Below are 15,193 nucleotides of genomic sequence, written 5' to 3'. Positions count from 1 at the left end.
CCCGGCCGGACGGCCGGCCGTGCCGTCAGGCGGCCTGCAGGACGCCCGCGAGGACGACGGCCGCGGCACCCGCGGCCGTCAGGGCGCCGCTGACCAGCAGCAACGCGTACTCCTGGCAGACGAACCGGGCCGCTTGCAGGCGGGTCGTCCCGATCCGCCGGAGCAGTCCGAGTTCGCGGCGCCTGGCGGATATCGCCGTCGCGGCCGTGGCGATGGTGCCGATCGCTCCGTAGGCGGCGGCGATGCCGATCATCACCAGCATCCCGATGCGGGTCTGCGCGGCCTGGCGGTCGCTTACGGACGCCGTCCAACGAGACTTCGGGACGACCACAACATCCCGAGCCGCCAGGTGTGGGACGGAAGCGGAGGTCGAGCGGAGGTAAAGCCGGTTGGGACGAGCCCGTCCCGCCCGGTGCGCCCCAAGGACGACGCGGGGCCCGCCAGGTTCGGCGTCGAACAGGGCAACAACACGTAGGGACACCGGCGTTCCGTCCGCCAGCCAGAGCCGCATGGTCTCCCCGACGCGTTTGTGCCACGAACGGTCGACCGCTACGGACGCGTCGTTCAGACCGTCCAATGAGCCCTGCCGGACGCGCAACCCGAGCACCGCAGGGGAGTCGACGGCGATAGCGGAGAACGGCACCGGCGTCGGTGCTTCCAGATGGAACGGTGTCAGCGAAGGCTCCCGCGCGAGGACGCTCGTTTCGGTCACGGCGGTCGCCGCCACGCCCGGAACCGCCCGGACGCGCGCGACCGCCTCCGCCGACAGCCCAGGCGTCCCCGACGGAAGAACCACCAGGTCAGCGGGCGCGGCCTGGGCCCGCAGCCCCCGGTTCTCGACCGTCTGAACCACGTCCGTACTCCCCAGCACGGCCAGCGCGAGCCCCAAAGTGATCACCAGCGGGACGATCGTGCTCGCCGCCTGCCGCGGTCCCGTGCCGACCCGTTCCCGCGCGATCAGGGCACCGGGCCCTGCGCCGCGGGTGAGCGGCCAGGTCAGCGCTCTGACCAGCGGCGGGAGCAGCTGCGGAGCCAGCAGCGCCGCGCCGCCGACGATCAGCAGCGCGAGTTCGACGTCCGTCTTGGCGTCCAGAACGCTCGCGGGCGCCACGAGGGCCAGCGCCAGCAAGAACACCGTCCCGCAGCCGACCGCGCCCATTCCCGCCAAGCGTCGCGGCAGGCCAGACCTGGCGCGCTCGACGTCCGCCTCGCGCATCGCCTCCGCCGGACGGACGGCGGCCGCGCGAACCGAAGCGGCGAGAACGGCCAGCACCGCAACCAGAACCCCGGCCGCGAACGCGAAAGCGAGAGGCGCGACGCACGCCGCCGTCCGCGGGACGGTGAACCAGGCGGGCGCCATCTCATGCCTTGCCAGCCATCGCGCCAGCGACGGCCCGCCGATCAATCCGAGCGCGCATCCGGCCGCCGAGCCGATCACGCCGACCATCAGCGCCTCCAACCCGACCGCCCGGACGACCTGCATCGGCGTCGCCCCGAGTGTCCGCAGCAGCGCCAGCTCGCGGCGGCGGCGCGCGACCGAAAGCCCGAACGCGCTGGCCGTCACGTACAGCGAGATCGACGCCGACACCATCGCGGCGATGCCCAGGAAGGACGTCAGCGAGGTCAGATCCGCGCGGTCGCGCAGCGCGCCGGGATCGGCCAGAGCCCGATCACGCCCGGTCAGGATCCGGACGCCCGAAACTCCGGCGACCCGTCCGGCGGCGTCCTGGGCGGAACCCGCAGGAACCAGCGCATCCACGGACGGCGACAACCGCGCCGCCTCGGCATCCGCGAAGAAGACGGGCCGCTCGTCCGGCACCGCGTCCGAGGCGGCCCGCGCGAGCCCCACGACCGTGTACCGCGCCGCGCGCTCGCCGGTGTGCACCATCACCCGCTGCCCAGGCCGAGCCCCGCCGACCACGACGATCTCGTCCGGACGAACCGGAGCACGCCCAGCGACCAGCACATAAGGCGTGAATGCGGCCGAAGCCCACCCATGCCCGACCAACGCGGACGGCCCGCCGTCCACTTGCACGGGAAACGACCGGTCCAGCGCGGCCCCCGGGAACCGAGCCACCACAGAAGCCGGCAAATCAGGCTGCGAAGCGAAAGGCACAGCCGACGGCGTCCCGTACCGGTCCCGCAATCGCAGATTCGGATCGGCCTGAACGACCACCGGAACGGCCCCGAACCTCCGAGGCAACCGATGCGGATCACCCGACGCCGCCCCCAACACCAGCGCCATCGTCGCGATCACCGCAACCCCCAACGCCAACGCCGCAACCGGCCCCGCAAGCCCACCCCACCGAGCCCGCAACCCGCCCCCCACAACCCTCAACACCCCGCCTCCCCAACCACCGAACTCGCACGCCCCACATCCACGCGCACCGCACCAGCCTGCGCATCCGCGCGCACCGCATCCGCGCGCACCGTGTCCGCGCGCACCGTGTCCGCGCGCGCCGCACCGGCCTGTGCATCCGCGCGTGCCGTGTCCGCGCGCACCGCATCCGCACGCCCCACATCCACGCGCGCCGCACCGGCCTGTGCATCCGCGCGTGCCGTGTCCGTGCGTGTCGTGTCCGCGCGTGCCACATCTGGGCGTGCCACAGGCGCGGGGGCCGGCTGCGGTTGCGCTGCGGCCGCACGTGCTGCGCCTTCCTGCGCGTCCGCGTGTGCCGAGTCTGCGTTTGGCGAGCCAGCGTGTAGCGCTGTTGTGGCTGTGGGGGATTCGAGGGTGGTCAGGTGGGTTGCGATGGTTGGGGCGTCGGGGGGGACGAGGGTTCCGGAGACGCGGCCGTCTGCGAGGAAGACGACGCGGTCGGCGTGGGCGGCGGCGACCGGGTCGTGGGTGACCATGATGATCGTCTGTCCGTGCTCGTCGACGAGCGTCCGCAGGATGTCCAGGACCGTGCGGGACGAGGCGCTGTCCAGGGCGCCGGTCGGCTCGTCCGCGAACAGGACACGTGGCGCGGCGACCAGCGCGCGGGCGATCGCGACGCGCTGCTGCTGCCCGCCGGACAGTTCGGCGGGACGATGCCGTGCGCGATCCAGGAGGCCCACGGCGTCCAGCGCGGCCCGGACGGCCCGTGCGTTCGGACGGCGTCCCGCCAGCCGCAGTGGAAGCCCGACGTTCTGTTCGGCCGTCAGCGCGGGCAGCAGGTTGTAGGACTGGAAGACGAACCCGATCGTCTCTCGCCGCAGCCTGGTCAGCGCCGATTCGCGCAGCCGCGACAGGTCGGTCCCGGCGACCGTGACCGTCCCGGCCGTTGGACGCTCCAGACCGGCCGCGCATTGCAGCAGCGTCGACTTGCCCGAGCCCGACGCGCCCATCACGGCGGTGAACGAGCCTTCCCCGAAGCCTAGGGTGACCTTGTCCAGCGCGGTGACGGCGCCCGGGCCCGTCCCGAAGGTCCTGCTCACGGCGGTGAGCCGCACGATGTCCATGCCTCAAGCCAAGCGCCGCGGCCCGTGCCGGGGCGATCAGCCGGGCCTCTCTCTATGGGGTAGGGCAGGCCTCACCCCCAAGCCTCATCCGCGCCTTATCGGACGACCCGTAAACCGCTCCTATTCTGGGCGAATGGAGGCGATCACGGCCGTGCGGCGGCGCGGGTTCCTGGCGTCGGCGTGGCCGTGGCGGGGCCTGGCGTACCTGGTGACCAGCTCGGTTCCCGGGGCGCTCGTGCTCACCGTCGGCGCGGCGGTGCTGCTCGTCGGCGGGACGCTGGCGTCGGTGCTCGCCGGGTTGCCGATGCTGGCGGCGCTGGCGTTCGCGGGCATTCCGGTCGCCGCGTTCGAGCGATGGCGGCTGCGCCTCCTGGACGCCGAGCCGATCGCCGACCCGCATCGCACCCCGGACCGTCCGGGCGTCGGCGGCTGGCTCGCCACCCGCATCCGCGAGTCGGCGACCTGGCGCGAGCTGGGCTTCGCGCTGCTGCTCGCCGTCGTCCTGTGGCCGCTCGACCTGGCCGTCGCCGCGCTCGGCGTCGCCTTTCCGGTCGCGCTGCTGACCGCTTGGGTGCCGGTCCTTTCGGGCGGACGGCGCGGACTCTGGCCCGGATTCGCGATCCACACTCCCGGCCAGACCCTCGCGGCGATACCGGTCGGAATCGTCCTGCTGGCGGCCGGCGCCTACCTGGTCACGGGCATGGCGGTCGCCCGCGCCGCGCTCACCCGGCGGCTGCTGGCACCCCGTCCGGACGAGGCCGCCCGGCTGCTCGCCGAGGTCACCGGGTCCCGCGCGCGCCTGGTCAGCGCCTTCGAAGCCGAGCGCCGCCGCATCGAACGCGACCTGCACGACGGCGCGCAGCAGCGGCTCGTCGCGGTGGCGACCAGCCTCGGCCTGGCCCTTCTCGACCTGCCGCCCGGGCCCGCGACCGATCACGTCACGCACGCCCAGCAGCAGGCCCGCCAGGCCCTCACCGAGTTGCGCGAGCTGATCCACGGCATCCATCCGCAGGTTCTGACACAGCACGGGTTGCCCGCAGCCCTCCAGGACGCCGCGGCTCGCTCGCCCATACCGGTTGAGCTCACCTTGACCATCGAGGGACGACTTCCAGCCGCCATAGAGGTGACCGGCTACTTCGTCGTCTGCGAAGCGTTGGCCAACATCGCCCGGCACAGCGGCGCGGCGAGGGCCTGGATCACCGCCGAGCACCGCGCTGACCTCCTCCGCCTGGAGGTCGGCGATGATGGCGCGGGTGGCGCCGACCCCGGGAACGGCAGCGGCCTGACCGGATTGTCCGACCGGCTCGCCGTCGTCGGCGGCGCCCTCACCCTGTCCAGCCCGCCGGGCGGCCCGACCTTGCTGAACGTGGAGTTGCCGTGTCCGAAACCCGCTCCCTCCGGGTCGTCCTGGCCGAGGACGGCGCGCTGATGCGCGACGGCCTGACCGCCGTGCTCGCCCGTTTCGGCCACCGGGTCGTCCAGGCCGTGGCGGACGCGCCGTCCCTCGCGGACGCCGTCGAAGCGCACAAGCCGGACATCGTCGTCACCGACGTCCGGATGCCGCCGACGCAGACCGACGACGGCCTGCGCGCCGCGATCGCCCTGCGCGAGCGCGACCCCGACCTGCCCGTCCTCGTCGTCAGCCAGTACATCGAGGCCGCCTCGGCGGGCGAGCTGCTCGACTCCACCGCCGCCCGCGCGGTCGGCTACCTGCTGAAAGACCGCGTCATGGACGTCGCCGACTTCGCCGAGGCCGTCCGGACGGTCGCGGACGGCGGCACCGTCATCGACCCCGAAGTGGTCCGCCACCTGCTGAGCCGCCGGCGCGACCCGCTGGACCGGCTCACCCCGCGCGAACGCGAGGTGCTCGCGCTCATGGCGCAGGGCCGCTCCAATGCCGCCATCGCCCAGGACCTCACGGTCTCGGCGGCGGCCGTCGGCAAGCACATCAACAACATCCTCGCCAAGCTCGACCTGCCGCCGGACGCCGATGCGCACCGGCGCGTCCTGGCCGTCCTCACCTTCCTCCGCTCCTGACGCTCCTGACGCCCCCGGCCGCACCGAACGGACCGGACGGACCGGACGGACCGGACGGACCGCCGTGCGTCCGGCGGCCCGTCCGAAACTCGCGGCGATCGAGCGGACTCGTTTCGTGACACTCGGTTAGACGGCGAGACGCCTTCGGTGACGATGGCGTTCTGCTCGCATTCAGGAAATCGTCAGGAAGCTGGTGAGGTTAGCCACGGATTCCTGCTCGTTTACCGCTAAAACATGGAGAAAAGCGCAGCTCATGGGCGCTCACTTGCCGATATGTGTTTGAGCTTGAGAGAAGCGTGGGAGCGCTGTTAGCTTCACCCGGTGGACGACAAGCGTGCACGGGCGGAGGCGGTCGCGGACTTCGCGTCGGCTCTGCGGGAACTGCGAGCCTCGGTTGGCAACCCCTCATTTCGGGAGATGTCCGGCCGATCGGGCGCGATCTCACACACGACGCTGTACGAGGCCACGAAGGGCAACCGGCTCCCCAGCTGGGGGACGACCGCCGAGTTCGTGAAGGCGTGCGGCGCGGACCCGGACGACTACCGTGAGCGCTGGGAGAAGGCGAACCTCACGGTCAGGACCGCGGGCGCGGGAGGCCGACCGGAGACCCCGGCCGAGCCTCCGGCGGAGACCCCGGCCGCGAACCAGGCGGCCACTTCGGCAAGGCGGCCGGCGGGCGTTCCGGCAGGCCTTGGACCATCGACACAGGCGCTGGTCGGCGAGCCATCGGCCTCCGTGCCGCTCCCGCCCACCCCGCCGGACGAAGCGACGGCGACACCGGCAGCGGCAGCCGCCTCCACCCCGTCAGCACCACCACGAACGTCCGCCGATTCCGGCCCGTCCGACGCGCCCAGCACATCCGACCAGCCGTGGACCTCCGGCCCGTCCGGCCCGTCCGGGACATCCGGCACGCCCGGGACGTCCGGGCAGCCCAGGACGTCCGTCGGCACGCTTCCCGAGCCGATCGCCGAGCCGGCTTTCGCGCCCACGTATCCGCACGAGCCCGGCCAGCAGGTGATCGCGGTCGGCGTCCCGGTGGCCCTCCCCGCACCGGAACCGAAGGGACGGTTCAGGCGGCATCGCACGCTCATCGCGTTCGGGCTCGTCGGGGTCGCCACCGTAGGCACCTCGGTGGTGCTGAGCATCGTCTTCACCCAGCACCAATCCGCCTCGAACAACCATGCTCCGGTTCCGTCCGGCACGCCGTCGGCGGCGGCGGCCGGGGCCGCGTACGTGTGTCCGGTGCGTCCGCCGCACCCGCCGCTGGCCCCGCCCCTGCACAAGGGCGACGCGGCCACGTTCATCGCGGACATGACGTTAGCCGACTGCACCCATGTCGGACCCGGTCAGACGATCGCCAAGATATGGCGGCTCAAGAACGCCGGGACCGTGCCTTGGAAGGGCTATTCGCTGCAGCGGCTCGACGGTCCGCAGAAGGCGGACCAGTGCCGGACGAGGACCAGGGTCCCCATCAAGGACACCGGGCCCGGCCAGATGGTCGACATCCGGACCGACATCACGACGCCGAAGCAGGCCGGTTTCTGCTACGTCCGCTTCAAGATGCTGGACGCGTCCGGGAAGGTCGCCTTCCCAGGCAGCCGCCCGGTCAACTTCCAGGTCATCGTCAACGCGCCGTAGCGCGGCCGTAAACGCCGAAGTCCCCCGCCGATGGGAGCACGGCGGGGAACCACGGGCCGGGCCGGTTCCCGGGGGCTGGGCCTAGGCGTTCGCCCTTGCCTGCCCCCGGAAACCGTGGCCCGGTGCCCTGCTCCCTAAAGGAACCGCTCTCGAAAGAGCCGATCCCCAGGGAGCAGGGCTCACGCTCAGCCGACTACGAGCTGAGGGTGATCCGGCTGTAGTAGGCCTTCAGGATGCGCGTGTAGCTCCAGCCCGCGCGGGCCTTGTCGCGGGAGCCGTACTGCGACATCCAGTCGCCGTTGCGCCAGGCGCCGCACGCGGTCGAGGTGGAGCAGTACTGCGCCATGAAGATCGAGCCGCCGCGGTTCATCCGCACGCCCCACGTCGCGTCCACCGCGGCGTTCGTCGACGCCTTGGCGGAGCCCGGACGGTAGACCTGGCTCGACGTGCTGTCGTACACGTCGAAGCACTGGCCGCCGGAGGTCTTGCGGGTCGAGTGCATCGCCCACCACCAGGCGTAGCTCTTGACCGCCATCGCACCGGCGCGCAGCGACTGCTGCGGCCAGCTCGACACCCACTCGTTCGGCAGGACGTTCTTGACGTAGTACTTGAAGTTGACCCGCTCCACGCGGTGCGAGCCGGTCCGGTACACCAGGATCGTGGACGGGGCCTTGGTGTTGGTGCCGTCGGTCTTGCAGCCGCCGCCCGGGCCGCCGCCCGAACCCGGGTTGATCTTGTGCGAGGCGTTCTGGTTCTTCAGCCCGGCGTTCAGGTTGCCCTTCGCGCCCGCCTTGAAGTCCTGCGACCGGCCGCCGTAGTTCGAGTTGAAGTACACCCGGACGGTCTTGCCGGTGCGGTTCCACACCGACGCCGCGGAGTTCTTGACGCACTTGCCCTTGCCGGCGCCCGGGCCCTTGAAGTCGAAGCAGCCCGGCTGCTTCGTCCCGTAGTCGGCGACGGACGCGGTGAAGTCCGACACCGAGCCCTTCTCGCCACTGTTGAAGTAGAGGCAGAACTCGCCGTTGTCACACACGCCGTTGCGGCCGGCCGCCATGGCGGGGGACGCGGTGGCCACCACCGCGCTGCCGAGCGTCACCGCGGCAGCGGCGACGCCGAGCATCCGTGTAGTCCTGTTCGACACGGTCATCCTTCCTGAAGCTGGGTCGTCGCCGGGATCAGCGGTAGTTGTAGCCCTGGGACAGCCAGAACGAGATCGGGTTCGGGTTGTCCAGGCGGGGGTCGCCGACGCTCTTGGCGGCGAGCTTCTGGTAGCCGAGGCGCATCTCGACGTGGGTGTGCGCGGCGCCGGCGGTGGAGACGCCGTGCCAGGCCTCGTCGGCGATGATCTGGCCGCGGGAGACGTTCTGGCCCACGCGCAGCCCGGAGCGCGGCGCGGAGTGCAGGTAGATGACCGTCTTCTTCAGCGTCGCGTTGTAGATCGAGATCGTGGACAGGCCGGACCGGCCGTTGTAGCCGCGCGCGATGTAGATGACCTTGCCGCTGGTCAGCGCGTGCACGTCGGAGCCGATGCCGCGGGCGATGTCGGTGCCCTCGTGGCGTCCGGGCGTGGTGGTGTAGCCGTCGAACGGGCAGCTGATGTGGCCGCCGCCGGTCTTGTACAGCGCCCAGGACATGTTGACGCGGTTGGTCGGGCCGACCGCGTGCGAGGCGTTCTGGTTCTTCAGGCCGGAGTTCAGGTTGCCCTTGGTGCCGGCCTTGAAGTCCTGGTACTTGCCGCCGTAGTTGGAGTTGAAGTAGACTCGGACGGTCTTTCCGGTGCGGTTCCAGACGGAGGCGGCGGCGTTCTTCACGCACTTGCCCTTGCCGGCGCCCGCGCCCTTGAAGTCGTAGCAGCCGGGCTGCTTCGCGCCGTAGTCCGCGACGGACCCGGTGAAGTCCGAGACCGAGCCCTTCTGGCCGCTGTTGTAATAGAGGCAGAATTCGCCGTTGTCGCAAACTCCGTTGCGACCGGCCGCCATGGCGGGGGACGCGGTGGCGAGGACCGTCCCGCCGAGCGCCGCGACCGCCGTCGCAGCGGTGAGAACCTTGTTCAGGGTTCGCATGGGGGTTTTTCTTCTCCTTCTTCTAAGGCGGGGGCTTTGGGGGACCGGACGGTTAACGGACGGGGGTTAACGGGCCCGCAGGTATTCCTCCCAGGTGCGGATCGGGGTCACCTTGGGGCCGTCGTCCGGGTGCCGGTTGGCCAGACCGTTCTGGCCGAGGTAGTAGTCACCGATCTGGTGCTGCGCCTGGACGCTCAGGTCGGTGTCGTTGATCGCGGCGGCGTGGATGTGCCACGGCCAGTTGCCCATCTGCGGGCTCCGCACCCAGGCGGCGAACCCGACCCGGCGCAGCGCGCGGGCGACGGAGACGCGGGTGGCGGAGCTCATCCCCTTGACGTTGATGTCGACGACGCCGCCGCCGTCGTGGGTGCCGACGGACGTCGGGTCGCCGCCCGGGTTGTAGGAACCCTGGTCGAGCGTCAGCTTGCGGTGCAGGAGGCGCTGGGCCTCGTTCAGCATCTTCTGCGTACGGGTGTTGACCACGTACTTGCCGACCTTGACCCGCGGCCCCGGCTCGATCACGTGGGTGACCTTGAACCGGCCGGTCCCGAGCTTGATCAGGGAGGTCTTGCCCGGCAGCCCGTTCGCGCTCAGGCCCTTGTAGCCGAGCGACTTCTGGTACTTGGTGTAGGCCGCGGTCGTGGTCGTCCCGAAGTAGCCGTCCACGTACTTCTTGTCCAGCAGGTGGCGGTCGCGCAGCGCCTGCTCGACCAGCAGGACGCTCGCCTTCGCGCCCGGGGTCAGCTTGTTGTCGGCGCGCCGCGGGTCGATCGAGGCGGCCTTGACGACGGCCTCCATGTCCACGCTCGGCAGCGCCCTCTGCGCGGCGACGGCGCCCGCCTTGTGGTCCTGCGCCTGCGCCACGGTCGTCACGGCCGCACCGGCGATCGTGACGGTGAGAGCGGCCGCACCGACGGCGGCGTATCCGGACAGCTTCATCGTTTCTCCTGGTTGCAGGCGGGGGGTGATGCCCAAAGCGATGATCACCTTGGCGGATCCCCGCCGCGTTCCGCAAGAAATCAGGTGTTGTCAGCCTGTTCGACGAACTCTCCGTACACGCACACGCGCCGTCTGACAGCGCGGACCAGCCCGAACACCCCGTCCACCCGCCGTCGACGAGACCCGTTGGTGGACGCCTCGACGCTGCGCCAAGAACCCGAGGCGCGCGTCGGCGAGACCCGTTGGTGGACGGCCCGGACCGCGTGCCAGGACCGGGGCGCGCGTTGGCGAAACCTGTGGAGGACGGTCCGGACGCCGCGACAGGAACCCGAGGCGCGTGTTAGCGAGACCCGTTGGCGGACGGTCCGGACCCCGCGACAGGAAGCCGAACCGTCACGACGAGACCGCCATCAGGACGGGGAACGAGTTCAAGCGTCCCGTCGTGAGCGCGGACGATGCTGTGGACAATGGCCAGTCCAAGTCCGACGCCGGCGTGCTCATCGGTGCGCGCGCGTTCCGTTCCGCGCTGAAAGGGCTCGGTAAGGGTCGGTACCACTTCGTCCGGAACCGGGATGCCCGTGTTCTCGACCCGCAGCGTGCTGACGCCGTACTGAGATTCGGTGTGAACCGTCACGGTGCCATCACTGGGCAGATTGTGGACGATGGCATTCTGAATGAGATTCGTGACCATCCGCAAAAGAAGCGCGGCGGAACCAATGGCCGGAGTCGCATCGCCGGTCACCTCAAGGGTGATTTTCCGCTGCTCGGCAAGCGGAAGCAGCGTTTCGGCCGCCTCCTCGGCAATCAGCGACAGATCGACGGGCTCGCGAGTGAAACTCCTGCGGTCGCTGCGGCTGAGCAAGAGAAGGGCCTCGGTCAGGTCGATCGCCCGCGTGTTGACGTTGTGAAGCCGTTCGATCAACTCGGCGCGGTCGCGCGTCGGGTCGTTGCGGGCGACGTCCAGCAGCGTCCGCGAGATCGCCAGCGGCGTCCGCAGCTCGTGCGAGGCGTTCGCCGCGAACCGCTGCTGCTCGGCGACGTGGGATTCGAGCTGTTCGAGCATCGTGTCGAACACGTCCGAAAGCTCGCGGAACTCGTCCTGCGGGCCCTTCATCCGGATCCGGTGGGACAGCGACCCGCCCGCGGCCATCCGCGCCGCGTTCGTGATCTGCGTGAGCGGCCTGAGCATCCGGCCGGCCAGGAACCACCCGCCCAGCAGGCCGAACAGCAGCAGGAAGACGATCGACGCGCCCGCGGCGGGCAGGAAGCCGCGCACGAGGGTCACGCGGTCGGGCGCGAACTTGCAGCTGGCGATCGTGATCGCGCCCACCGGCACGTACCGGATCAGGAACGCCCACACCACCGCGAGCATGAACAGCCCCGCGACGAACAGGAACCCCGCGTAGCTGATCGTGAGCTTGAGCCGGACGCTGAACCCCGGCGCCCTATCCATCGCCGTCAACGTCGCCGTCCCCTTCACCGGTGTCAATGCGGTAGCCGACGCCCGGCACGGTGGTGATCAGCCAGGGCTCGCCGAGCCGCTTCCGCAGCGCGGAGACGGTGATCCGGACGGCGTTGGTGAACGGGTCGGCGTTCTCATCCCAGGCCCGCTCCAGCAGCTCCTCGGCGCTGATAACCCCGCCCTCGGCCGCGACCAGCACTTCGAGGACGGCGAACTGCTTGCGGGTGAGCGCGACGTACCGCCCGTCCCGGAAGACCTCGCGGCGGAACGGGTCCAGCCGCAGCCCCGCGATCTCCAGGACCGGCGGCCGCAGGTGCCCGCGCCGGCGGTCCAGCGCGCGCAGCCGCATGACCAGCTCGCGCAGCTCGAACGGCTTGGTGAGGTAGTCGTCCGCGCCGAGCTCGAACCCCGAGGCCTTGTCGTCGATGCGGTCGGCCGCGGTCAGCATCAGGATCGGCACCCCGCTCCCGGACGCGACGATCCGCCGCGCGACCTCGTCCCCGGACGGCCCGGGGATGTCCCGGTCCAGGACCGCGAGATCGTAGGAGTTGACGGCGAGCAGCTCCAGGGCGGTGTGGCCGTCCCCGGCGATGTCCGCGGCGATCGCCTCCAGCCGCAGGCCGTCCCGGACGGCCTCGGCCAGGTAGGGCTCGTCCTCCACGATCAGCACGCGCATACCCCCAGGCTAGGCAGCCGCCCGTATCGCCCGCATATGCAAAACGCCTCAGACCGGCCAGGACCCCCAGACCCGGAGCCCGCCGTCCTCGGCCAGCCAGGCCGCGGCCCCCGGATGCGGCAACCGCACCGGCTCGACCAGGCGGAACTCGAAATGCCACCACTCGTTGTCATATGTCCGGTAGAGCCCGTACCGCGCCCCGTGCCGTTCGAGCCACTGCGCGCCCTCCGTCGGCCGGACGTCCAGCGCGAGCCCCCGCACATGGCTGGACTCCTCCGGCGGCAACACCCGCCGCCGGGCCGCCTCCACCGACCCCGTCCGCCAGACCTCCTCGCCGAAGATCCGGTGCTGCTCCACCGCGTCCCGATGCCCCGAGGTGAGCCCGATCAGCTGCCCGTCCCGCCAGAACGCCTCGGCCCGCGCCCTCGTGAACGCCGCCAGCGCGTCCGGCGCCAACCCCCGCAGATCCTCGGCCGGAAACCGCATCCCCAGCGCCCACTGGCAGGCCACGAACCGAGCCCGCCCGGGCGCCCGGCAGAACGCGACGGGCACCAAGAGCACGCCGACGACCCGAGTGATCCCCGCCAGGACCCGAACCTTGATCCCCACGCCTCACCACCGAGACGCGAAGGCCGCTGACCAGCCCAAACCAGTACTTCTCATACCCCCACTGAAACCACCACCCCGTTGCACCCCCGTATGCGATTCCCCATACACCCGCGATACGCCTGCCGGAAACTCTCGACAAAGGACGTGTCGGATCGGGACGGCGGCGTTCGTAGCAGTAGTAAGGCACCAAGGGGCGCCGGACCGGCTACAGACGAGGACGGAACGATGAGCGAGACGACGACGAACGGCACGACCAGGCCCTTCCGATTCGGGGTCGTCGCCCCCGTCACCACAGACATGCCCACGTGGCGAGACCAGGTGCGCCGCCTCGCCGGCGACGGCTACTCCACGCTCCTCATGCCGGACGTCCCGCGATGGCAGCCGGCTCCCGCGCCCACGCTGGCCGTCGCGGCCTCCCTCACCGACATGCGCATCGGCTCCTGGGTGTACGCATCGCCGCTGCGCCCGCCGTGGAGCACCGCGTGGGAAGCGCACTCGCTGTCGGTCCTCACCGAGGGCCGCTTCGAGCTGGGCATCGGCACCGGCAGGCCCGGCATCGAGGACGAACTCCGCGACCTGAAACTGCCCACCGCACCGCCGGCCGAGCGGCTCGTCCAGATCCGCGAGACCGTGACGGCGCTACGCGATCTGGACGGCGCCCTGCAAACACCGGTAGTCATGGCAGTCCGCGGCCCCAAGGCCCAAGCCCTGGCCGCCGAAATAGCCGACACCGTCGCCTTCGCAGTGATGCCCGGAGACGACCGGACCGCGACCACACAAGCCGTGCACGACTTCCGCGCCCTCACCACCCGGGACATCGAATTCGCGCAGCACGTGGCGGTGATCGGCGACACCGTCGCGCCGTTCATGGCGTCCCCCGACACCGACCCCGCAGCGCTGCGCGCGATGGACTCCCTGAACGTCCTCCCGGACGACCCCGCGGCCGCCGCCGAGGAGATCCAGCGGCGCCGCGAGGAACTCGGCATCTCCTACTTCGTCTTCGGCGCCTGCTCCGCCGACGCCCTGGCCCCCGTAGTAGCCGCCCTGACCGGCCGCTAAGGGTTAGCAATCAACGAGCCGCCAGACTCCCGACCTGTCCTGACCCCGAGGATGACGCGCTCAGGCCTCGCCTCGTGCACTCCAGGCCCATCAAAGCGGACATCTCGGAACGAGACAGGGGCTTCGCCGGTGATCATGCTGTCGGCGAAGCCCCTGGTCAGATGCGGAGGATCGGGGATTTGAACCCCGGATGGGCGGTAAACCCAAACCGCATTAGCAGCTCTCTGTAACCGGTACTACGTCATGATTTGTGGTCCCCCAAATTACCGTTTTCCCAGCTCAACAGTCCACCAGGTGCACCGCCGTCGGCCATATCCACCGACAGTCCGTGCCCACCATGTGCCCACCAGAAGGCCAAAGTCGCCCTCCAACGAGGACCGTAAGTCAGTTACTTAACGTAATTGGAGCACTAGCCGACTGAGCGGCGACTTCGGCCATCCCTGTGCGCGAATGGCTCTGTCCAGTGTTCCGCGCGAGGCCGGGGGCGGAACATCCCCGCGGACGCGGGGAACACCACCGGCCCGAGCTCGTGCAGCGAACCACCCCCGCGTGCGCGGGGACGACGTCGGCCGCCGGGTCGCGAACCCTTGCCGGGGCGATGAGGACCGGCGATCTCCTTTCAACACCGCGCTCGCCGTGGCAGGTTGCGAACCCTCGTAGGGGCGATGAGGACGATGCTCATGACTGCTGCGCTCACCGAGATCCACGAGTTGCGAACCCTCGTAGGGGCGATGAGGACCCTCGATCCGCCGTTTCGGCATGGGCGTTCCGAACGTGTTGCGAACCCTCGTAGGGGCGATGAGGACCGTGGTGCGGGTGAGGAGGATGTTGGTGGTCGACGCCATGTTGCGAACCCTCGTAGAGGCGATGAGGACTCCAGCAGGAGCGGCACGACCGGGACGTCTGGTAGTTGCGAACCCTCGTAGGGGCGATGAGGACCTGCACCACGCCGACCCCATGACGCCCGGCGACGACTCGTTGCGAACCCTCGTAGGGCGATGAGGACTGGACGTCCCGGACCTGCAACACCTCGGGCTCTTCCAGTTGCGAACCCTCGTAGGGGCGATGAGGACCGCTGAACCGCGCCGAGGCGACCGCCTACACGGCGTTGCGAACCCTCGTAGGGGCGATGAGGACCGCTGAACCGCGCCGAGGCGACCGCCTACACGGCGTTGCGAACCCTCGTAGGGGCGATGAGGACCGCTGAACCGCGCCGAGGCGACCGCCTACACGGCGTTGCGAACCCTCGTAGGGGCGATGAGGACC

General features: G+C 70.6%; 12 protein-coding genes and 2 CRISPR repeat arrays (1 of these 14 running past the window's edge). Of the genes, 4 read left to right on the top strand and 8 right to left on the bottom strand.

From position 1 onward, the window contains the following. Window positions 1–25: 25 nt before the first annotated feature. Window positions 26–1,966, bottom strand: a complete 1,941-nt coding sequence (locus tag FHU30_RS16445; protein WP_253876662.1) for an FtsX-like permease family protein — start codon at window positions 1,964–1,966, stop codon at window positions 26–28. 368 nt (window positions 1,967–2,334) lie between these two features. Then, window positions 2,335–3,444: an ABC transporter ATP-binding protein gene (locus FHU30_RS16440; RefSeq protein ID WP_253876660.1), complete on the bottom strand. Its 1,110-nt coding sequence runs from the start codon at window positions 3,442–3,444 to the stop codon at window positions 2,335–2,337. A 133-nt stretch (window positions 3,445–3,577) separates the two neighbouring features. On the opposite strand from FHU30_RS16440, the gene FHU30_RS16435 reads away from it, so the two are divergent. The 3 genes from FHU30_RS16435 to FHU30_RS47085 all read left to right on the top strand — a co-directional run bounded on the left by FHU30_RS16435 (window position 3,578) and on the right by FHU30_RS47085 (window position 7,119). After that, the gene (locus FHU30_RS16435) at window positions 3,578–4,873 is read left to right on the top strand and encodes a sensor histidine kinase (protein WP_253876658.1); all 1,296 of its coding nucleotides are present in this window, start codon (window positions 3,578–3,580) and stop codon (window positions 4,871–4,873) included. Next, window positions 4,873–5,481, top strand: coding sequence for a LuxR C-terminal-related transcriptional regulator (locus FHU30_RS16430; RefSeq protein WP_253876861.1), 609 nt, complete (start codon window positions 4,873–4,875; stop codon window positions 5,479–5,481). Before FHU30_RS16435 ends, FHU30_RS16430 begins: the two co-directional genes overlap by 1 nt. Before the next feature lie 321 nt (window positions 5,482–5,802). Continuing rightward, on the top strand, window positions 5,803–7,119 hold the full coding sequence (locus FHU30_RS47085; RefSeq protein WP_253876656.1) for an NBR1-Ig-like domain-containing protein: 1,317 nt from the start codon (window positions 5,803–5,805) through the stop codon (window positions 7,117–7,119). 193 nt (window positions 7,120–7,312) lie between these two features. Here FHU30_RS47085 and FHU30_RS16420 read toward each other — a convergent pair whose 3' ends face one another. The 6 genes from FHU30_RS16420 to FHU30_RS16395 all read right to left on the bottom strand — a co-directional run bounded on the left by FHU30_RS16420 (window position 7,313) and on the right by FHU30_RS16395 (window position 12,868). Then, complete coding sequence (locus FHU30_RS16420; RefSeq protein ID WP_253876654.1) at window positions 7,313–8,260, bottom strand: SpoIID/LytB domain-containing protein; 948 nt, start codon at window positions 8,258–8,260, stop codon at window positions 7,313–7,315. 34 nt (window positions 8,261–8,294) lie between these two features. After that, entirely contained in the window at window positions 8,295–9,182 is an 888-nt protein-coding gene (locus tag FHU30_RS16415; RefSeq protein WP_253876652.1) for a peptidase inhibitor family I36 protein, read from the bottom strand. Window positions 9,183–9,248: 66 nt separating this feature from the next. Continuing rightward, complete coding sequence (locus FHU30_RS16410; protein WP_253876650.1) at window positions 9,249–10,121, bottom strand: peptidoglycan-binding protein; 873 nt, start codon at window positions 10,119–10,121, stop codon at window positions 9,249–9,251. 340 nt (window positions 10,122–10,461) lie between these two features. Next, entirely contained in the window at window positions 10,462–11,574 is a 1,113-nt protein-coding gene (locus FHU30_RS16405; protein ID WP_253876859.1) for a sensor histidine kinase, read from the bottom strand. Then, complete coding sequence (locus FHU30_RS16400; RefSeq protein ID WP_253876648.1) at window positions 11,567–12,259, bottom strand: response regulator transcription factor; 693 nt, start codon at window positions 12,257–12,259, stop codon at window positions 11,567–11,569. The genes FHU30_RS16405 and FHU30_RS16400 overlap by 8 nt, the downstream gene beginning before the upstream one ends. 48 nt (window positions 12,260–12,307) lie before the next feature. Then, entirely contained in the window at window positions 12,308–12,868 is a 561-nt protein-coding gene (locus tag FHU30_RS16395; RefSeq protein ID WP_253876646.1) for a M15 family metallopeptidase, read from the bottom strand. Window positions 12,869–13,093: 225 nt separating this feature from the next. On the opposite strand from FHU30_RS16395, the gene FHU30_RS16390 reads away from it, so the two are divergent. Then, window positions 13,094–13,927 carry an LLM class flavin-dependent oxidoreductase gene (locus tag FHU30_RS16390; protein WP_253876644.1) on the top strand — a complete coding sequence of 278 codons (834 nt, stop codon included), beginning with the start codon at window positions 13,094–13,096 and terminating at the stop codon, window positions 13,925–13,927. Window positions 13,928–14,503: 576 nt separating this feature from the next. Then, window positions 14,504–14,866: direct repeats of the CRISPR family, unit length 30 nt; unit sequence GTTGCGAACCCTCGTAGGGGCGATGAGGAC. A 103-nt stretch (window positions 14,867–14,969) separates the two neighbouring features. Beyond that, a CRISPR array of direct repeats spans window positions 14,970–15,193; the repeat unit is 30 nt; unit sequence GTTGCGAACCCTCGTAGGGGCGATGAGGAC (it continues 729 nt past the right edge of the window).

The organism is Actinomadura rupiterrae (genome assembly GCF_024172125.1).
In the GTDB taxonomy this organism is placed as follows: Bacteria; Actinomycetota; Actinomycetes; order Streptosporangiales; family Streptosporangiaceae; genus Spirillospora; species Spirillospora rupiterrae.
This window is presented reverse-complemented; position numbering and strand designations above follow the sequence as displayed.